The organism is Marinobacter qingdaonensis (genome assembly GCF_034555935.1).
GTDB lineage: Bacteria > Pseudomonadota > Gammaproteobacteria > Pseudomonadales > Oleiphilaceae > Marinobacter > Marinobacter qingdaonensis.
In genome coordinates this window covers 2,575,876-2,592,988 of the sequence record NZ_JAYDCJ010000003.1, presented here as the reverse complement: position 1 = coordinate 2,592,988, position 17,113 = coordinate 2,575,876, and the positions used below count along the sequence as shown (strand labels likewise).

Below are 17,113 nucleotides of genomic sequence, written 5' to 3'. Positions count from 1 at the left end.
GTCAGATCGGGTGAGACATCCGGCGCCTGCGTGGGGGCGGCGCCGCTTCAGCCGGGTTCTTCACATTCCAGTGCGCGCACCAGGTTCTTGAACTCTTCCCGGTTTCGGCTGTTCATGCCCATAAGCACCTTATGGGCGTCCAGCACCTTGTCGCGAACCTGCTGTTCGCTCGCTTTCAGGACCGGGATCTCTTCGAGTTCTTCGATGCGGGAGGCGGGTTCACGGACAATGATGAAAATCTTGTCGAACCCCATGGATGTGATAATGCGGGTAACGTCCGGATTGGTGGAGATCAGTGTGGGCAGGAAATGGCTCTGTTGCTGGGCCGCCATGGCGATCTTGGCCAGCAGGCCGAGCGTGGTGCTGTCGATGATCTCAGTTTCGGTGAGATCGATCACCACGGTCTTGAAATGCGGATCCTGGGTGATGGACTCAACCAGATTGTCCAGCGTCGAACACAGGTTCAGCCGGATTTCCCCAATAAACTTCAGGACATAAATGCCCTGTTTTTCAGCTTGCAGGATCTTGTAACCAGCCATGTTTCACACTGCCACTATTTCGACGACGTGTTGTCAGATCCGAGTATGGAATCAGTAACCGACACGATAGCTATATCGTCCGGTAATTCCGTGATCGCGTCGAGATTCAGAGCCTCGCTCAAGGAAGCGATAGTGTGACGACCTCCCGACACGAGTTCAAGTAGTGTGCTCTCCTTTTCGTCGAGGCTTTTGGCGGAAATCACCTCCAAAATGCCATCCGAAAACAGCGTCAGACGGAAAGGCTGTGCCAGCGGTACCTCGTACACCTCCCATTTGGGCGTTTCAAACAGCCCTACCGGTAACCCGCTGCCTTCCAGGAACCGGGTTTCCCCGCCCTCGAACGACAAGATGGGCATGGGGAAATGCGCCCCGACCGCATACTTCAATGTACGCTCTTTGACCGAAATGATGCCAACGAAAACGGTTACGTGTTTGCCGAGCCCCGTGTCCAGCAGTTCCGAGTTGATCCGCTCCAGGAACCGATCCGGGTACAGGATATCGTCGCTGGAATGCCGGCGCAGGTTACGCTGCAGACGATTGGTGAGGTTCTTCAGCAAAACGGTCACGAACGCGGAGCTGGCGCCATGGCCGGACACGTCAGCGATGTAGACCAGGACCTGGTCCTCGGAAATCCGGAAGTAATCCAGGAAATCACCACTGAGGTACAGCGAGGGCTTGATCAGGTGGTCAACGTGCAGGCCCACCAGGTCCTGTTCCCGTTCCGGCAGCATTCGCAACTGGACCTTGCGGCCGGCGCGCTGGTCGGCGCGCAGCTCGGAAATGCCGTTGCGAAGGTCCCGATTGGCTTCCTCCAGCTCGTGCCGGTAGAGCTGGTTCAGTCGATTCACCCGCACCCGGTCGAACAGCTTCTCGATGACGTCATCCAGGGCGCCCTTGTCGTCATTGCAGGGCTTGAGCACGAAATCCGCCGCCCCGGCCCGGAGCGCGCGCACCACGTCGGCGCTGGACTCGCTGTCTGAGCAGCACACAATGGGGGTGAGGGTTTCTGCCTCTTCCAGCCGACGCGCCAGGTCCTTGATGGCCTCCGGCGGCAGGTCGGCGAAGATGACGTCGGGGATGTTCTCATCGAACAGGGTCTTGGCGGATGAGAGGCCGGCGTAACCGGACACATAAAAGCCGCGGGCTTCCAGATACCGGGCGAGATCCGTTCGGGCCTGTTCATCGGCATCAATAATCAGTATGCGCTCAGTGCGCGAGGTCATGGCGGCTGCCCTAAACTACCAGCGATAAAAGAAAAATCCGGATCAATACGCCTATTCTGGCACGACCCTGTGATATAACAAGGCCAGATTCAGGAATTTGGGGGATTGTGAGCGATGCGACGGGCCGTAAACGACTTGCTGGGAGCCTACGACAAGCTGATCATGGATCCGGTTCATGGCGGCATTCCGCTGTATCGGCACGAAATCCAGGTCATCGACCACCCCCTGTTCCAGCGACTGCGCAACATCTGCCAGAACGACATCCTGAGCCTGGTGTTTCCCGGCGCCACCCACTCCCGGTTTCTGCACAGCATTGGCGTGATGCACGTTGGCACCCGCATGTTCCGAGCCATGATCGACGCCTACCTGCGGGAGCGCCAGCTCAGCGAACAGACCGATCTGAGCCTGAGTCAGCTCGATGCCATCGACTACCTGGCCAAGGTGATCCGCCTGGGCTGCCTGCTGCACGACAGCGGCCATTCCAGCTTCTCGCACCAGTTCACCCAGGCCCGCCGGATTCGCGACCTGATGTCCCGCCCGGGGCGCTTTGCCGATCTCTGGGCCGGGGTCGACTATTCGCTCTACCACCGGGAAGAGCCGGAGGAGCTCGAGCACGAACATTATTCGGTGCGGGTCGCCCACGAGGTGCTGTCCCAGGTCGATCTCCATGGCGCCGGCCTCTTCAGCCAGGACGTCATCGGCATCATGGAGACCACCGACGTGTTGCCGAGTGCGACCTTCCAGCGCCACGCCCACACCTTCTGGCAGTTCATCGCCGGTGAAGACGCCAAATCCGGCGCCCTGATCAACAGCGACATCCCGCGCATGGTGATGGATCTGCTGAAATCCATTGTCTCCGGTGAAATCGATGCCGATCGGGCCGATTACATGCTGCGGGACGGATTCCATTCCTCGGTGACCATCGGCGGGTTCAATCTGGACCACCTGGTCAGCAACCTGCGCTTTGGCTGGGACGTGTCGGAGCCCTGGCTGGGGTTGGCCATCACCCAGAAGGGCCTGGGCGCCCTGGAGGATTTCGTCTACAGCCGGCACCAGATGTACCGCAAGGTCTACGCCCACAAAACTGCGCTGGGCTTTGACTGGCTCCTGCGCGAGGCCATCAACGAGGTGCTGGAGGTCCCGGATAATTTCCACTGGGTGGATACCTGCCTGAGCGACATGCGGTATTTCGCCGAACTGACCGACAACTTTTTCTGGGAGGCATTCCGAAAGGTCGCCCGCGGCAATCCCCGGAGCTTTTCCTTCTGCATCGTGAATCGGGTCAAGCTCGACCACCTGGATACCCGGGAAGACCTGGCCGGGCCCCAGATCGAACGCCACAGTCGCTGGCTGGCCAGCAAGCTCGGCCTGGCGCCGACCGACGTGGTGACCTGCTCGATGCGCGCCCGGTTCTCCAACATCCAAGACAATTTCAACGGCATCAAGGTGTTGTCGAGGGATCCCATCAATCGGACCCGATCTCTGAAAAAGATTACCGACGTCAGCGCCTTTTTCAGCAAATTCGGTGACGGCACCATCACCCACTTCTACGCCCGCCCGGCCGTTACCACCCAGGCGGGCGACGGTCTGACCGAGTAAGCCAACTCAGGCCGACGCCACCATGGCGGCAACCAGGCTGCGGGCGCTGTTGAATGCGCCTTCGACCCGCCCGCCGTCGAGCCAATCCCCGGCCACGCCCAGGTTGTGATCAGCAAACCACAGATGGCCCGGCCGTTCGCCGTCCTCGGATCGGGCATAAAGCCAGCGATGGGTGACCACGGCGTCGGGCTCGGCCTGGAACCCCGCCAGCTCCCGGAAGGCCTCAATCATCTGGGTGGCGACCTGCTCCGGCGGCGTGTCCACGTGGTCCGCGGTCCATTCCGGCCCGGCGTGCAGCACCCACCACTGCCCGGTATCCTCGCGGCCAGGCTTGCTGGAATTGTTGGCGATCCAATAGAGCACCGGATGCTGGACCCGCATTCCTTCATGCCGGGTCCAGGGCGGCTGGACAAAATGGGCCGCGACCGCCCAGCACGGCAGGACCCGTTGTACCGGGTCGTCCAGGTGGCTGGCCAGGTCCGCCAGATCACTCTCTGCCATCAACGCCCGGGCCTGGGCCGGCGGGGCGGTAATGATCACCTGGTCAAACGGCTCGTGCCGGTTGCCGACGGTGTCGACGAGCGTCCACTGGCTGCGCTCACGCTCTAGGCGTTCGATGCGGGTTTCGGCCACTACCGGCACATGCGCGGACAATGCCCGGGTGATGGCGGTCATGCGTGGGGTCCCCACGTATCGGGACTCCTCCGGGAATCGATCCCAGTTGCCCTGCTCGTCCCGGTAGCCAAACCGGCCATGCCAGACCGAAAAACTGGCCTCTCCGGCATAGGCCGACAGGAATGGCAGGAATTCCGGGTTGCGGGCGGTAAAGTACTGGGCGCCAATATCGGCGGATCCGCCGGTCACCCGCTTGGCCGCCAGCCGGCCGCCCGGGCCCCGACTCTTCTCGAACAGGGTTACGTCATGGCCCAGTTGCTTGAGCTGGATTCCAGCGGTCAACCCGGCGAGGCCTGAACCGACGATGGCAATTCGGCGTATATCGGTAGGCAAAGAGGACTGATTAATCATGGTTTATGTGCATCCAATCAGGTTCGGTAAATCGTACTACCCCACGAATCGTTTTCTCGGCGGCAGTTGAGGAAACGCTGCAAGGATTTATCGTTGTTAACAAAGGCTAAATGGGTATGACCCGAGTGCAAAATTGGCTTACAAACATTCTGAGATGGTTCGACTCGTCTGCTGGTTCGGATCACATGGACACGAGCTCCCGATCCTTTAACTTTATTCGAGTTATTCCTTTTCTTGCCCTCCATCTGGCGTGTCTGCTGGCATTGTTTACCGGCGTCAGTACCTTCGCGGCGCTGTTCGCGTTCGGTTTCTTTCTGGTGCGAATGTTCGCCATTACCGGCTTCTACCACCGCTACTTCGCCCACAAGACCTTCAAAACCAGCCGGCCCGCGCAATTTGTCTTTGCCCTGCTGGGGGCCAGTGCCGCCCAGCGCGGTCCGCTGTGGTGGGCCGCCCACCACCGGCATCACCATCAGCATTCGGACCAGGAGCAGGATCTGCACTCGCCGCACCAAGGTGGCTTCTGGTGGTCTCACGTCGGTTGGTTCACCTGCGATGCTGGCTTTGCCATGGACGAGCGACGGGTGCGGGACTGGCTGAAGTACCCGGAGCTCAAGTTCATTAACCGCTTCGATTCGGTCGTGCCCGCCATCGCAGCGGTAGCCATCTACCTGCTGGGTGAGGCGCTGGCACTGTGGGCGCCGGGCCTTGGCACCAACGGTCTGCAGCTGCTGGTGTGGGGCTTCTTTATCTCCACCGTGGCCCTGTTCCACGCCACCGTGTCGATCAATTCGCTGTCTCACGTCTGGGGCTCGCGGCGCTTCGAGACCTCGGACGGCAGCCGCAACAACTTCTGGCTGGCCCTGCTCACCCTGGGTGAGGGTTGGCACAACAATCACCATCGCTGGCCGCAGTCCGTGCGCCAGGGCTTCCGGTGGTATGAAATTGATGTGACGTGGTATGGCCTGTGGTTGCTGTCCCGCCTCGGCATCATCTGGGAACTCAACCCGATTCCCAAGCACATTCAGGAAGAAACCCGCCAACTGGACAACATGCGGAGGACACGATCATGACCACCGCCTCAGCCGTTGAAGTCGGTTCCAAGAATGCCGCCGTGCCAGCCACCCTGGAGCGCTTCCAGACTCTGTTTAATCGGCTGGACAAAGGCAATCTGAACAAGTTGCCAGATGTGTACAGTGAGGATGTGCGATTCCAGGATCCCCTGGGTTCGGCCCAGGGGCTGGATGAGCTGACCCGCTATTTTGCCGGTGCCTACGCCAACGCCATCAGTTGCCGGTTCGATTTCTCGGAACCCGTGGTCAACGGTGACCGCGCCATGGTGCCCTGGGTGATGCACCTGCGCCATAAACGCATCAACAAAGGCCGCGAGATCCGGGTCGAGGGTGTCAGCCATCTGGGCATCGCCGACGGCAAGGTTAACTACCACCGGGACTATTTCGACGCGGGGCAGCTTCTGTACGAGCACCTGCCCTTGGTGGGTCGCGTGATTCGCATGGTAAAAGGATACGCCGGATGAGCGAGCGTTTGCAGAGTCACTCCAACATCTGGATCACCGGCGCCAGCTCGGGCATCGGCGAGGCCGTGACCCAGGCGTTGGCCCGCGGCGGTCATCGCCTGACCATCACCGGCCGGCGGCAGCAGCCGCTGGAGGCGTTGAAGGCCCTGGCGCCAGAACGGATCCAGGTGACGGTCGGCGACACCACCAGCAAAGACGATCTGGCGGCCATCGCCAACGTCCTCGAGGACCAGGGCGACCTGAACATGGCCATTCTGAACGCCGGCACCTGCGAGTACCTCGATGTCGCCAACTACGACAGCGACGTCATTGAAAAGAACATACATACCAACGTGATCGGGACCGCCCGCAGCGTGGAGATCGCATTGCCAGCACTGCGCCGGACCCGCGCCAAGGGCCTGCCCGCCACCCTGGTGATCGTCAGCTCCTCGGCCTGGTGGTTTCCGTTCGGGCGGGCCGAAGGCTATGGCGCTTCCAAGGCCGCCCTCACCTACATGGCCCAGGCCCTCCGCGCAGACCTGGCGGCCGAGGGGATCGATGTGGTGGTGGTATCCCCCGGGTTTGTGAAAACACCGCTCACCGACCGCAACGATTTTCCCATGCCGTTTCTGGTGTCCGCAGACGCCGCCGCCGAGCTCATCGTCAGTGGCCTGGCCAAAGGCAAAAATGAAATCGCCTTTCCCAAGCGCTTCACCTGGATGCTCAGGACCCTGGGTGCCCTGCCGCAGGCACTGAAAGACCGAATGGCGGCAGGCATGGCAAGAAAGAGCACCAACCAACAGGGAAATAGTGGATGACTAACGACCGTCAGCGTATTGCTGTCATCGGCGCCGGCGTGTCCGGCCTCACGGCAGCCTGGCTTCTGGCCGAAAAGCATGATGTGCAGTTGTTTGAGGCCGGTGACTACGCCGGCGGACACACCAATACCGAGCAGGTCGAGGCCGGCGGCCGCACCTGGCCGGTGAACACCGGTTTCATCGTATTCAACGACTGGACCTACCCCAATTTTATTCGCCTGATGGAGCGACTCGGGGTGCCGTCGGAAGTCAGCGACATGAGTTTCAGCGTCGACAGCAGCGCCACGGGCCTGCAGTACAATGGCACCAGTCTCAACACCCTGTTCGCGCAGAGAAAGAACGTCTTCAATCTGAAATTCCTGAAAATGGTTCAGGAAATCCTGCGCTTCAACCGGGAAACCCGGGCGGATCTGGAAGCGGGCTCCATTTCCAACGAGGAAACCCTGGGCGGGTACCTGAACCGCAACGGCTATTCCCGCTACTTCCGGAACTACTACATCGTGCCCATGGGCGCGGCCATCTGGTCGGCCCCGGAGATTGTACTCGAGCAGTTCCCCATCCGGTTCTTTCTCCAGTTCTTCAACAACCACGGCATGCTCTCGGTCGACGACCGTCCCACCTGGCGGGTCATCTCAGGCGGCTCGTCCCAATACGTGGACAAGATGATGGAGCGCCTGGGCGATCGCACCCACCTGAACAGCCCGGTGGAATCAGTCCGACGCGACGACTCCGGCGTGACCGTGGCCGTCGGCGGCCAGGAGCACCGCTTCGACCAGGTGGTGCTGGCCTGCCACAGCGACCAGGCCCTGGCCATGCTGGCGGATGCCACTGCGCAGGAGTCGGACGTCCTGGGAGCCATCGGCTACCAGGACAATGAAGTGGTCCTGCACACCGACAGCCGGGTACTGCCCTCCAACAAACGCGCCTGGGCGGCCTGGAACTACTTCATCCCGGCCCACAACACCGAGCCGGTGTCGGTCACCTACAACATGAACATCCTGCAGAACTTCGACGAGGCCGCGGAAACCTTTTGCGTCACCCTGAACCGGACCCGGGACATCGCGCCGGAGCGCATCATCAAGCAGTTCCGCTATGCCCACCCGGTATTCACGATGGAGGCGGTCGCCGCGCAGAACCGGTACGACGAGATCGGCAACCGCAATCGCACCCATTTCTGCGGGGCCTACTGGTTTAACGGCTTCCACGAAGACGGTGTACGCAGCGCGCTGCGGGTGACCGAGGCCTTCGGGCTGGGGCTCTAGCCATGAACTCGCACTGGCTGGAAGGGTCCGTACGCCACCGGCGCAAGATTCCGGTCGGCCACGAGTTCGAGTACAGCACCGGCATGCTGGCGCTGGACGTTGATGAGTGGGACCAAGTGACCTCGGTCAGCCCCTGGTTTTCTCTCGAACGGTTCAACTGGCTGTCCCTGCGCCGCCGCGACTACTTCCGACCCGAGGCCGGCGACCTGTCCCCGGCCCTGCGCCGCCACGTCGCCAAGGCCACCGGCTGGCGTCCCGACGGCCGTATTGAGCTGATCACCCATCCCCGGTATTTCGGGTACGTGTTTAACCCGGTCAGTTTCTATTTCTGCTACGCGGCAGGCGCTGAGCCCCACGAGGGTGCGGTGCCCAAGGTGATCGTCGCCCAGATCACCAACACACCGTGGCACGAGCGCCACGTGTACTGCCTGGAGACCACCGGCGCCGAGCCTACGTCGGCCGGCTGGCGCAGTGAACGGTTCGGTTTCCAGAAACGCTTCCACGTTTCTCCGTTCAACGGCATGGAACAGGACTATCAGTGGACCTTCAGCTTCCGGGGCCCGGAGCTGCGCATCCACATGAACGTGGTGGAGGGGGAAAAGAAGCATTTTGATGCCACCTTGGTGGTCCGGCGGACCCCCCTCACCCGTAAAGAGGTACATAGAAGTCTGCGGAAGTTTCCGCTGGAAGCTCTCAAGGTAACCGCCGGGATCTACTGGCACGCCCTGAAGCTGAAGCTGAAGGGGGCGCCGTTCTACACCCATCCGGACAAGCTGGCCGCAGACGATCCCGCCCATCGACGGGGCATCGACGACTCGGGACTGGACATCACCAGCGCCGGAGACAATAACCAGAAGCGTGGAAGGGTAAGTTCATGGAGAACCTGAATACCTCGATCGAATCGAACCGGGCATCGGAAACCACCCCGTTGGCCAGCCGCATCGCCAAATCCTTGGTGGTGCAGCAGCTCAACCGTCTGGAGCACGGTCGGCTGACGGTTCGGGAGTCCGGCCAGGAAGACCTGGTGTTTGGCGACGGTGACCCTGACTTCCAGGCCGCTGAACTGGTCATCCACCATCACAGTACCTGGCGTGACCTGCTCACCGGCGGCAGCGTCGGCGCAGCCGAAGCCTTTGTCAGCGGCGACTGGTCGTCACCGGATCTGGTGTCCCTGTTGCGTTTTTTCACCCGCAACGTCGACCGCATGAACGAGTTCGAGGACCGCTACAGCTGGGTCACCAAACCGGCGCTCAAGGGCCTGCACTGGCTCAACCGCAACACCCGTGAAGGTTCCCGCAAAAACATCAGCGCCCACTACGACCTGGGCAACGACCTGTTTGAGCGCTTTCTCGACCCGACCATGATGTACTCCTCGGCGATTTACCCGTCCGACGAGGCCAGCCTGGAAGAAGCCGCGGTGTTCAAGCTGGACACCATCTGCCGCAAGCTTGACCTCCAACCCGGAGACCGGGTCATCGAAATCGGGACCGGCTGGGGTGGTTTCGCGATCCACGCCGCCAAGCATTACGGCTGCCACGTCACCACCACTACTATATCCCGGGAACAGCTCGAGCTGGCCAAGACGCGCGTGCAGGAAGAAGGTCTGGACGACCGCATCACCCTGCTGTTTGATGATTACCGGGATCTGCAGGGCCAGTTTGACAAGCTGGTGTCCATCGAGATGATCGAGGCCGTGGGTCCGCAGTTCCTCGACAGCTACCTGGCCCAGATCAGCACCCTGCTCAAGCCCGACGGGCTGGCGTTGATCCAGGCCATCAACATGCCGGAACAGCGCTACCTGCGCGCCCTGCGCAACGTCGATTTCATCCAGCGATTCATCTTCCCCGGTAGCTTCATTCCCTCGTTTGGCGCCATCCTGGAGTCCGTGCGCTCCCAGAGCAACCTGGTGCTGACTCATGCCGAGGACATCGGCTTTCACTACGCCCGTACCCTGCGGGACTGGTGCCAGCGATTCATGGCCCAGGCCAGCGAACTGGATGCCCAGGGCTACGACGAGGCGTTCCGACGGCTCTGGCATTTCTACTTCGCCTACTGCGAGGCCGGCTTCAGTGAGCGCGCCATCGGCGTCTCCCAGATTCTGCTGGCCAAGCCGTTTAACAAACGTGCGAATCTGTTGAGCCAATGATCCGTTCAGAAACTGCCCGCAATGTGCTGAACTTCGCCTGCTTTCAGGTCGGTTGGCTGATCTGCGTGCTGTACCCCGGCCTGCTGGCCGCGGGCCTGGTGCTGCTGTTTCTGGTGGCGCATTTTGTCCTGGTCAGCCAGAAACGGTTCAGCGAGCTCCAGTTTATTGGCCTGGGCACAGTGGTGGGAGCGGCCCTGGACCTGCTGTGGTTCCGAACCGGTATTCTGGCCAGCACCCAGGGCGAGGTCGTTCTGACGCCGCCCTGGCTGGTCGCCATCTGGGCCATTTTCATGACCACCCTGAGCCACTCCCTGAACTGGATCAGCCGGCGGGTGTGGCTGGCCTTTGTCCTGGCGCCCATGGCTGGCCCCTTTGCCTACTGGTCCGCCAGCAAACTGGGTGCGGTCACCCTGCCGGAGCTTATTCCGTCGTTGCTGGCATTGGCGCTGGGCTGGCTGGTCGTGTTTCCCTTGCTGTTGTTTCTGCGCAAATCGCTGTATCCGGAGTTGCAGCCATGATGGGCCATCGGACCACATTCTGGACCACCACCCTGCTTCTGGCCGCGGGCCCCGCCCTGGCAGCAGCTGCCGAGATGCGTTTCACCGGATCGGCCCGGACCGACGCGGGCGACCTCATCTACCTGGAACAGCACCAGGTCAACGGGTCCTGCCAGGAAGGGGTATTTCGGCCTCAATCCCACCGGATTGGCTATGTCAAACCTGAGAGTGAGGCGGAGTTCGCCACCAAGGACCTGACCTATCAAGATTCGGTCATCCGGCCGGCGGTGGATTTTCGCCAACCGGATTTTGGCGAGACCCTGCGCATCACCTACCCGTCGGTCTCGAATCTGACGATTGACTGGCGCACACCGGAAGGCCGGGAACGCAGCTTCGACGTGGCGTTCGGCCAGGACCTGGTGGTGGACGCCGGGTTCGACAACTTCGTGCGCCGGCACTGGGATTCAGTGCTGGCGGGCGAGGCTGTTCCCTTCCGCTTTCTCGGACCGACACGCGGCGAGCACTACGGCTTTGTGCTCGAGCCGGCTGACAGTTCCCGAATCACCGCCGAGCAGGTGCTGCAGATCCGCCCGACCGGTATGGTCCTGCGCTTTCTCGTTGACCCCATAGTGCTGGGTTACGACGGCAACGGCGCGCTGACCGACTACTATGGCCTCACCAACATCCGCAAGGATGAGGACACCAATCACACCGCCCACATTCGCTATTCGGTGGAGATCTGGCCGGATTGTGAACTGACTCCCTGAATCCGTCACCGGTGCCAAAGCGGCGCCCCGGGCTCCTTGTGTTAAACTCCGGGCGGATCCAACGCCGGAGAAACTGCACCAATGATGTTCGTGTCCTTCAACGTAAACAGTATTCGCACCCGCCTGCATCAGCTTGAGGCCGTCATCGAAGCGCTGAACCCGGATTTCATCGGGTTGCAGGAAACCAAGGTCCGCGATGAGGAGTTTCCGGAGGAGGATATTCGCGAGCTGGGTTACCACGTGCATTTTCATGGTCAGAAAACCCACTACGGCGTCGCCCTGCTCTCCCGAATGGCCCCGGAGAGCGTGCGCAAGGGCTACCCCTGGGACGACGACGATGTGCAGCGTCGGCTGATCACCGGGCACTTCACGGTGAATGGCGAGCCGCTGACCGTGGTGAACGGCTATTTTCCCCAGGGCGAAAGCCGCGACCATCCGGTGAAGTTTCCCGCCAAAGAGAAGTTCTACGCCGACCTCATGGCCTACCTCGATGAGTTGAAGGCGCACGGCGGTCACGTGGTGGTGATGGGCGACATGAACATCTCGCCCACGGACAAGGACATTGGCATCGGCGCCGACAACGCCAAGCGCTGGCTTCGTTCCGGCAAGTGCAGCTTCCTGCCCGAGGAGCGCGAATGGCTGGGTCAGGTCGAAGCCCGGGGCTTTACCGACGTTTTCCGCCATCTGCACCCGAACGAAGCCGACACCTTCAGCTGGTTTGACTATCGCAGCAAGGGCTTTGAGCGGGAGCCCAAGCGGGGTCTGAGAATTGATCTGATCATGGCCAGCGAAGACCTGCTGCCGAAGGCCCGAACGGCGGGCGTTTCCTACGACATCCGGGGCATGGAGCGGCCCTCGGACCACTGCCCCGTGTGGGCAACCTTTGAACTCTGAGCCCGGGCCGGCCGCGACATGAAAAAAATCAAAACCCGCGACCGCATTCTCGATACCAGTCTTGCCCTGTTCAACAGCGTCGGCGAACCCAACGTCACCACCCTGCTGATCTCGGACGAGCTCGATATCAGCCCGGGCAATCTCTACTACCACTTCAAGAGCAAGGGCGACATCGTCGACGAACTGTTTGGCCGGTTCGAAGAGGAAATGCTGGATCTGCTGGCGGTACCGGAAGACGTCGACATCAGCCTCGACCAGCAGGGCTTTTTCCTGCACCTGCTGTTCGAAACCGTGGCTCGCTACCGGTTCATTTACCAGGACCTGGTCAATGTACTGTCCCGGTACGAGCAACTGCAGGGCCGGTTCCGGCGCCTGCGGGCCCGGAAAACCACGGCGTTTTCGGTGATCTGTGAAAGTTTCCGGCGTCAGAAGATGATGGAAATTGGCTCAGAACAACTTCAGGCACTTTGTGAGCAGCTTACGCTAACTGCCTGTTATTGGAGTAGTTTTGATACGCTTTCCCACCTGGACGATCGGGAAGCCGTGGACCCCGGGCGGGGCGTCTATCAGATGATGCACCTGGTCATCCCGTACCTCACGGCCGACGACCAGGATCAGGCCCGGCTGATGAGCCGGGACTACCTCTAGAGCCGCCCCGGCGGGACTTACTCTTCGTCGTCGCCCGACTTGCCCTGCAGGCGCGACAACTCACTTTCGAGCACGGCAATCCGACGCTCCAGGGCTTCAATCTCCTCGCGGCGGTGGATGCCCAAACGGCGAAGTGCACCGGATACGCGCTGATCAAAGAGGGATTCTAGCTTGTCCCAGGTGCCGGTGGCCCGCTCGCGCACATCCCCGACCCGATCTTCGACCGACTTGATCTGTTTCTCGACCACACCCCGGGTCTTGTTCTCAAGCTGTTCGCCTTCCTGAACCAGGCGCTCGAAGAACCGGCCGGTGTCTTCTTCCGCCTTGGTGTACGCCCCGAGGCCGGCCAGCCAGATCTGGCGCGCGGAATCCTTGATCTTGGCGGCCAGTTGCGGATCGTTTTCCGGCTTTTTGTCGTTTTCGTCAGACATGTAAGAACCTCAGGGGATGGAATGATGCTATGAGTCTCTATTGTATTACAGTGACCGGCCGATTTCAGTCAGCCTGTGAGCCGCGCCCTATCAGGCCGCAGTATAAACAGGCATTCAATATGAAAAAATGTTTTCAAAGGTTTGAGACGATCGCTTGAAGTGTTCATTTTATAGTCAATACTTCCCTTTACCGGTGTCTCTGCGGACGCCGGTTTGTCTGGAAGTCTTTCATGGATACTACTCGCACGCCTCTGCCCGACACCCTGTGTCGGGCTTTTTTTTGCTAGGATCGTCTCCACTTATATGCATATTCCCTTGAGGAATTGGAGACCCTTGCTATGACCATTGCCTGGACCGAATTCACCCCCTGGACCGCGCTGATTGGCGGCAGCCTGATCGGACTTGCTGCCGCCGGCCTGCTACTGCTTAACGGCCGCATCGCCGGCATCAGCGGCATACTGGCGGGCTGCCTGCGCCCGGTCCGCGGCGATACCCTCTGGCGGCTGGCGTTCCTGGTGGGGCTGATGGCAACGCCAGCGCTGTGGCTGCTGTTCTCAACCCTACCCCCCATACAGATCGATGCGGACTACCCAACGTTGGTTCTTGCCGGTCTGCTGGTCGGCCTTGGCACGCGCTACGGATCCGGCTGCACCAGCGGGCACGGGGTTTGCGGGCTGTCCCGGTTGTCGCCGAGATCCCTGGCCGCCACCCTCACCTTCATGGCGGCCGGATTCGCCACGGTTTATCTCATTCGTCATTTGCTGGAGGGCTGAAACCATGGCCTACGCGTTCGCATCACTGCTGGCTGGACTGGTGTTCGGTCTGGGCCTGCTGATTTCCGGAATGGCCAACCCGGACAAGGTGCTCGGATTTCTTGATCTGGCCGGCCCCTGGGATCCCTCGCTGGCCCTGGTCATGGTCGGGGCAATTATGGTCGGCGTGATCGGCGTTGCCGTGGCCCGGCGGCGCACCCTGTCGTTCCTGGGCGCCTCGATCAGCCTGCCCACCAACACCCGGATTGACAAGCGGCTGGTGTTTGGCGGCCTTACCTTTGGGGTGGGCTGGGGCCTGGCCGGGTTTTGCCCCGGCCCCGGCCTGGTGGCCTTGGGCGCGGGCGAGCTCAAGGCCCTGGTGTTCGTCGTTGCGATGGTTGCCGGCATGGCCGTTTTCGAGGTGATTGAGCGTCGGCGGGCAAAATCCTGAGCTTTTCTGCTACCTTGACCGGCCGACGTTCTGACAGCCGCGGTCGCCTGTGCGATCATAGCGGTGAGCCATCCGAATTTTGGAGACGATGACCCATGGATTTCAGAAAAATCGACGACTCGATCTCGGTCGCCCCGCAACTTTCCGTCGCCGACGTGGCCGAAGCCGCTCGGTTGGGCTTCAAGACCCTCGTGGCCAACCGCCCTGACCAGGAGGAGTTCGGCCAACCCGCCATGGCGGATATCGAAGCGGCGGCCCGGGAACACGGACTCGAATGGGTATACATGCCGGTGGAATCCGGCAACATCACCGACGACGACATCGACCGGTTTGCGCCGATGATCCGCGCTGCTGAAAAACCCGTATTGGCCTTCTGCCGTTCGGGAACACGGTGTACCGTTCTTTGGGCATTGAGCGCCGCGCGCGACACCTCCGCCCAGGAAATCTTCACCAAGGCCCGGAACGCAGGTTATGACATCAGCGGCCTGGCACCTCGCCTGGCCCAGCAGTCCAGCGCCCATCAATAACGGGCGCACGTCCAATCAGCTCGCCAGTCAACGGGTAACATCTATGCAGTTCAAAGGTTCAGCCAACTTCAGTCACGGACAGCCGGAGCGCCTCGGGGTGCTGGTCACCAATCTGGGTACTCCGGACGCCCCGACCCCGTCGGCACTGCGTCGCTACCTGGCTGAATTCCTGTCTGATCCTCGCGTGGTGGAGGTGCCCCGGCCCCTGTGGTGGCTGATCCTGCACGGCGTCATCCTGCGCATTCGGCCCCGCCGCAGCGCCAAAGCCTATGCCGGCATCTGGGAGCCCGAGGGATCACCACTGCTGATCCACACCGCCCGGCAGGCGGACGGTATTCGCGAGGCACTCAAGAAGAAATACGGCACCAACGTGGTGGTCGGGTTTGCCATGCGCTATGGCAACCCGTCGATCCCCAAGGTGCTGGACGAGATGCAGGAACAGGGCGTCCGCAAACTGCTGGTCCTGCCCCTGTACCCCCAGTATTCGGCATCGACCTCGGCGTCCACCTTCGATGCCATTTCCAATGACTTCCGGCAACGCCGCTGGCTACCCGACCTGCGGTTCGTGTCCCACTACCCGGATTACCCGCCCTACATCGAAGCCATGGCCCGGCACATCGAAGCGCATTGGGCCAACCATGGCCGGAACGACAAGTTGGTGTTGTCGTACCACGGGGTGCCCCTGAAATACCTGCTCAAGGGTGATCCCTACCATTGCGAGTGCCATAAGACCTCACGGCTCCTGGCCCAGCGCCTGGGCCTGTCGGAGGAGGACTACCTCACCACCTTCCAGTCCCGTTTCGGTCGGGAGGAGTGGCTGAAGCCCTACACCGACGAAACACTGAAGTCCCTGCCGGAAAAAGGTGTAAAATCTATTGATGTGTTCTGCCCCGGCTTTTCCTCCGACTGCCTGGAAACGGTCGAGGAAATCGACGAGGAAAACCGTGACTACTTCATGGAGGCCGGCGGCCAGCGCTTCAGCTACATTCCGGCGCTGAACGCCACGCCTGGACACATTGAGGCGCTGGTGCAGCTCATCGAAGACAACCTACAGGGCTGGACCGTTCCGCGTAACGATCCGGACCAGCTGGCCGAGCGCCAGCAGCTGGCGGATCACCGAAAGGAGGCCACGTTTCCGGGCCGGGATGTGTGAGTCATGAAGCTGAACTGCGATCTTGGTGAGAGTTACGGCGCCTGGCAGATGGGCCAGGACGACGCGGTAATGCCCCTGATCGACATGGCCAACGTGGCCTGTGGCTTCCACGCTGCCGACCCGATGGTCATCCGGCGTACGGTCGCCCTGGCGGCCCAGCACGAGGTGGAGATCGGCGCCCACCCCTCCTATCACGACCTGGCGGGGTTTGGCCGCCGCTCCATCGCCCACTCCGCGGAAGAGATTCACGCCCTGATGCTGTACCAGATGGGCGCACTGGACGGCATGTGCCGGGCGGAAAAAACCCACATCAGCTACGTGAAACCCCACGGCGCCCTGAACAACGACATGATGCGCGACGACGCCCTGCTGCGGGCCGTGGCCGAGGCGGTGCACGACTACCGCCACGACCTGCCCCTGATGATGCCGGTCAGCTGTCGATACCGGGAGCAGATCGCGATTGTCGAGCAGGCCGGCGTGCCAGTATTGCTGGAAGCCTTTGCCGATCGCGCCTACACCGATGAAGGCCTGTTGGTGCCCCGAGCCCAACAAGGCGCGGTCCACACCGACACCAAGATCATTGTCGATCAGGCCCTGTCGTTCGCCGAGAAAGGCGGCGTCTTCAGCATCAACGGCCGTTGGCTGGACCTGCCGGCGCACAGCCTTTGCGTGCACGGGGACAACGAAAGCGCACTCGAAGCCGTTCGAGCCATTCGGGAAGCACTGAAAACCCCGGCCACCTGAACCTCGCCCGCAGGCTGGCGGTCACGCTTAGCCACAACTCATCGCCACACCGATTCGGATCAGATGCAAGCAACGGTATTAACCGGGTTGTCGGGGATTCAACGACGATCGAAAAAACGG

Annotated in this window: 20 protein-coding genes; 16 read left to right on the top strand and 4 right to left on the bottom strand. The window is 61.3% G+C overall.

Annotated features, from left to right (window positions below; all coding sequences use genetic code 11):
* Positions 1–47: 47 nt before the first annotated feature.
* Positions 48–539 carry an STAS domain-containing protein gene (locus U5822_RS15095; protein WP_322856435.1) on the bottom strand — a complete coding sequence of 164 codons (492 nt, stop codon included), beginning with the start codon at positions 537–539 and terminating at the stop codon, positions 48–50.
* A 14-nt stretch (positions 540–553) separates the two neighbouring features.
* Positions 554–1,762 carry a PP2C family protein-serine/threonine phosphatase gene (locus tag U5822_RS15090; protein ID WP_322856434.1) on the bottom strand — a complete coding sequence of 403 codons (1,209 nt, stop codon included), beginning with the start codon at positions 1,760–1,762 and terminating at the stop codon, positions 554–556.
* A gap of 114 nt (positions 1,763–1,876) precedes the next feature.
* Here U5822_RS15090 and U5822_RS15085 point away from each other — a divergent pair, with 114 nt between their 5' ends.
* The gene (locus tag U5822_RS15085) at positions 1,877–3,361 is read left to right on the top strand and encodes an HD domain-containing protein (protein ID WP_322856433.1); all 1,485 of its coding nucleotides are present in this window, start codon (positions 1,877–1,879) and stop codon (positions 3,359–3,361) included.
* Positions 3,362–3,367: 6 nt separating this feature from the next.
* On the opposite strand, the gene U5822_RS15080 is transcribed toward U5822_RS15085, so the two are convergent.
* Positions 3,368–4,387, bottom strand: coding sequence for an NAD(P)/FAD-dependent oxidoreductase (locus U5822_RS15080; RefSeq protein WP_322856432.1), 1,020 nt, complete (start codon positions 4,385–4,387; stop codon positions 3,368–3,370).
* Positions 4,388–4,503: 116 nt separating this feature from the next.
* Between U5822_RS15080 and U5822_RS15075 the strand changes: the two genes are divergently transcribed.
* From U5822_RS15075 to U5822_RS15030, 10 genes are all read left to right on the top strand, one after another.
* Positions 4,504–5,460 carry an acyl-CoA desaturase gene (locus U5822_RS15075; protein ID WP_322856431.1) on the top strand — a complete coding sequence of 319 codons (957 nt, stop codon included), beginning with the start codon at positions 4,504–4,506 and terminating at the stop codon, positions 5,458–5,460.
* Positions 5,457–5,924, top strand: a complete 468-nt coding sequence (locus U5822_RS15070) for a nuclear transport factor 2 family protein (protein ID WP_322856430.1) — start codon at positions 5,457–5,459, stop codon at positions 5,922–5,924. The genes U5822_RS15075 and U5822_RS15070 overlap by 4 nt, the downstream gene beginning before the upstream one ends.
* Complete coding sequence (locus U5822_RS15065) at positions 5,921–6,721, top strand: SDR family NAD(P)-dependent oxidoreductase (protein WP_322856429.1); 801 nt, start codon at positions 5,921–5,923, stop codon at positions 6,719–6,721. The genes U5822_RS15070 and U5822_RS15065 overlap by 4 nt, the downstream gene beginning before the upstream one ends.
* Positions 6,718–7,983, top strand: a complete 1,266-nt coding sequence (locus U5822_RS15060) for an NAD(P)/FAD-dependent oxidoreductase (RefSeq protein ID WP_322856428.1) — start codon at positions 6,718–6,720, stop codon at positions 7,981–7,983. Before U5822_RS15065 ends, U5822_RS15060 begins: the two co-directional genes overlap by 4 nt.
* A 2-nt stretch (positions 7,984–7,985) precedes the next feature.
* Positions 7,986–8,870 (top strand): DUF1365 domain-containing protein, encoded by an 885-nt coding sequence (locus tag U5822_RS15055; protein WP_322856427.1) that lies wholly within the window; start codon positions 7,986–7,988, stop codon positions 8,868–8,870.
* Positions 8,858–10,129: a cyclopropane-fatty-acyl-phospholipid synthase family protein gene (locus tag U5822_RS15050; protein WP_322856426.1), complete on the top strand. Its 1,272-nt coding sequence runs from the start codon at positions 8,858–8,860 to the stop codon at positions 10,127–10,129. The genes U5822_RS15055 and U5822_RS15050 overlap by 13 nt, the downstream gene beginning before the upstream one ends.
* The gene (locus tag U5822_RS15045) at positions 10,126–10,647 is read left to right on the top strand and encodes a DUF2878 domain-containing protein (RefSeq protein ID WP_322856425.1); all 522 of its coding nucleotides are present in this window, start codon (positions 10,126–10,128) and stop codon (positions 10,645–10,647) included. The genes U5822_RS15050 and U5822_RS15045 overlap by 4 nt, the downstream gene beginning before the upstream one ends.
* The gene (locus U5822_RS15040; RefSeq protein ID WP_322856424.1) at positions 10,644–11,393 is read left to right on the top strand and encodes a hypothetical protein; all 750 of its coding nucleotides are present in this window, start codon (positions 10,644–10,646) and stop codon (positions 11,391–11,393) included. Before U5822_RS15045 ends, U5822_RS15040 begins: the two co-directional genes overlap by 4 nt.
* A gap of 81 nt (positions 11,394–11,474) precedes the next feature.
* Positions 11,475–12,287: an exodeoxyribonuclease III gene (xthA, locus tag U5822_RS15035; protein WP_322856423.1), complete on the top strand. Its 813-nt coding sequence runs from the start codon at positions 11,475–11,477 to the stop codon at positions 12,285–12,287.
* Between the two features lie 18 nt (positions 12,288–12,305).
* On the top strand, positions 12,306–12,935 hold the full coding sequence (locus U5822_RS15030; RefSeq protein WP_322856422.1) for a TetR/AcrR family transcriptional regulator: 630 nt from the start codon (positions 12,306–12,308) through the stop codon (positions 12,933–12,935).
* Positions 12,936–12,952: 17 nt separating this feature from the next.
* On the opposite strand, the gene U5822_RS15025 is transcribed toward U5822_RS15030, so the two are convergent.
* Positions 12,953–13,366, bottom strand: coding sequence for a phasin family protein (locus U5822_RS15025; RefSeq protein ID WP_322856421.1), 414 nt, complete (start codon positions 13,364–13,366; stop codon positions 12,953–12,955).
* 338 nt (positions 13,367–13,704) lie between these two features.
* On the opposite strand from U5822_RS15025, the gene U5822_RS15020 reads away from it, so the two are divergent.
* The 5 genes from U5822_RS15020 (at position 13,705) to U5822_RS15000 (ending at position 16,993) form a co-directional block, all read left to right on the top strand.
* Positions 13,705–14,139 (top strand): YeeE/YedE family protein, encoded by a 435-nt coding sequence (locus U5822_RS15020; protein ID WP_322856420.1) that lies wholly within the window; start codon positions 13,705–13,707, stop codon positions 14,137–14,139.
* Between the two features lie 4 nt (positions 14,140–14,143).
* Positions 14,144–14,569 carry a YeeE/YedE family protein gene (locus U5822_RS15015; RefSeq protein ID WP_322856419.1) on the top strand — a complete coding sequence of 142 codons (426 nt, stop codon included), beginning with the start codon at positions 14,144–14,146 and terminating at the stop codon, positions 14,567–14,569.
* 95 nt (positions 14,570–14,664) lie between these two features.
* Positions 14,665–15,096 (top strand): protein tyrosine phosphatase family protein, encoded by a 432-nt coding sequence (locus U5822_RS15010; protein WP_322856418.1) that lies wholly within the window; start codon positions 14,665–14,667, stop codon positions 15,094–15,096.
* A gap of 43 nt (positions 15,097–15,139) precedes the next feature.
* Positions 15,140–16,249 (top strand): ferrochelatase, encoded by a 1,110-nt coding sequence (gene hemH / locus U5822_RS15005; protein WP_322856417.1) that lies wholly within the window; start codon positions 15,140–15,142, stop codon positions 16,247–16,249.
* A gap of 3 nt (positions 16,250–16,252) precedes the next feature.
* Positions 16,253–16,993 (top strand): 5-oxoprolinase subunit PxpA, encoded by a 741-nt coding sequence (locus tag U5822_RS15000; protein ID WP_322856416.1) that lies wholly within the window; start codon positions 16,253–16,255, stop codon positions 16,991–16,993.
* Positions 16,994–17,113 lie beyond the last annotated feature (120 nt).

What these genes read in the sequence shown, in the direction of transcription:
- U5822_RS15070 (WP_322856430.1), top strand. Translation starts at nt 5,457, where the DNA reads ATGACCACCGCCTCAGCCGTTGAAGTCGGTTCCAAGAATGCCGCCGTG.
- U5822_RS15030 (WP_322856422.1), top strand. Translation starts at nt 12,306, where the DNA reads ATGAAAAAAATCAAAACCCGCGACCGCATTCTCGATACCAGTCTTGCC.
- U5822_RS15040 (WP_322856424.1), top strand. Translation starts at nt 10,644, where the DNA reads ATGATGGGCCATCGGACCACATTCTGGACCACCACCCTGCTTCTGGCC.
- U5822_RS15075 (WP_322856431.1), top strand. Translation starts at nt 4,504, where the DNA reads ATGACCCGAGTGCAAAATTGGCTTACAAACATTCTGAGATGGTTCGAC.
- xthA (WP_322856423.1), top strand. Translation starts at nt 11,475, where the DNA reads ATGATGTTCGTGTCCTTCAACGTAAACAGTATTCGCACCCGCCTGCAT.
- U5822_RS15010 (WP_322856418.1), top strand. Translation starts at nt 14,665, where the DNA reads ATGGATTTCAGAAAAATCGACGACTCGATCTCGGTCGCCCCGCAACTT.
- U5822_RS15025 (WP_322856421.1), bottom strand. Translation starts at nt 13,366, where the DNA reads ATGTCTGACGAAAACGACAAAAAGCCGGAAAACGATCCGCAACTGGCC.
- U5822_RS15065 (WP_322856429.1), top strand. Translation starts at nt 5,921, where the DNA reads ATGAGCGAGCGTTTGCAGAGTCACTCCAACATCTGGATCACCGGCGCC.
- U5822_RS15045 (WP_322856425.1), top strand. Translation starts at nt 10,126, where the DNA reads ATGATCCGTTCAGAAACTGCCCGCAATGTGCTGAACTTCGCCTGCTTT.
- U5822_RS15020 (WP_322856420.1), top strand. Translation starts at nt 13,705, where the DNA reads ATGACCATTGCCTGGACCGAATTCACCCCCTGGACCGCGCTGATTGGC.
- U5822_RS15000 (WP_322856416.1), top strand. Translation starts at nt 16,253, where the DNA reads ATGAAGCTGAACTGCGATCTTGGTGAGAGTTACGGCGCCTGGCAGATG.
- U5822_RS15095 (WP_322856435.1), bottom strand. Translation starts at nt 539, where the DNA reads ATGGCTGGTTACAAGATCCTGCAAGCTGAAAAACAGGGCATTTATGTC.
- U5822_RS15050 (WP_322856426.1), top strand. Translation starts at nt 8,858, where the DNA reads ATGGAGAACCTGAATACCTCGATCGAATCGAACCGGGCATCGGAAACC.
- U5822_RS15080 (WP_322856432.1), bottom strand. Translation starts at nt 4,387, where the DNA reads ATGATTAATCAGTCCTCTTTGCCTACCGATATACGCCGAATTGCCATC.
- U5822_RS15055 (WP_322856427.1), top strand. Translation starts at nt 7,986, where the DNA reads ATGAACTCGCACTGGCTGGAAGGGTCCGTACGCCACCGGCGCAAGATT.
- U5822_RS15015 (WP_322856419.1), top strand. Translation starts at nt 14,144, where the DNA reads ATGGCCTACGCGTTCGCATCACTGCTGGCTGGACTGGTGTTCGGTCTG.
- U5822_RS15085 (WP_322856433.1), top strand. Translation starts at nt 1,877, where the DNA reads ATGCGACGGGCCGTAAACGACTTGCTGGGAGCCTACGACAAGCTGATC.
- U5822_RS15090 (WP_322856434.1), bottom strand. Translation starts at nt 1,762, where the DNA reads ATGACCTCGCGCACTGAGCGCATACTGATTATTGATGCCGATGAACAG.
- hemH (WP_322856417.1), top strand. Translation starts at nt 15,140, where the DNA reads ATGCAGTTCAAAGGTTCAGCCAACTTCAGTCACGGACAGCCGGAGCGC.
- U5822_RS15060 (WP_322856428.1), top strand. Translation starts at nt 6,718, where the DNA reads ATGACTAACGACCGTCAGCGTATTGCTGTCATCGGCGCCGGCGTGTCC.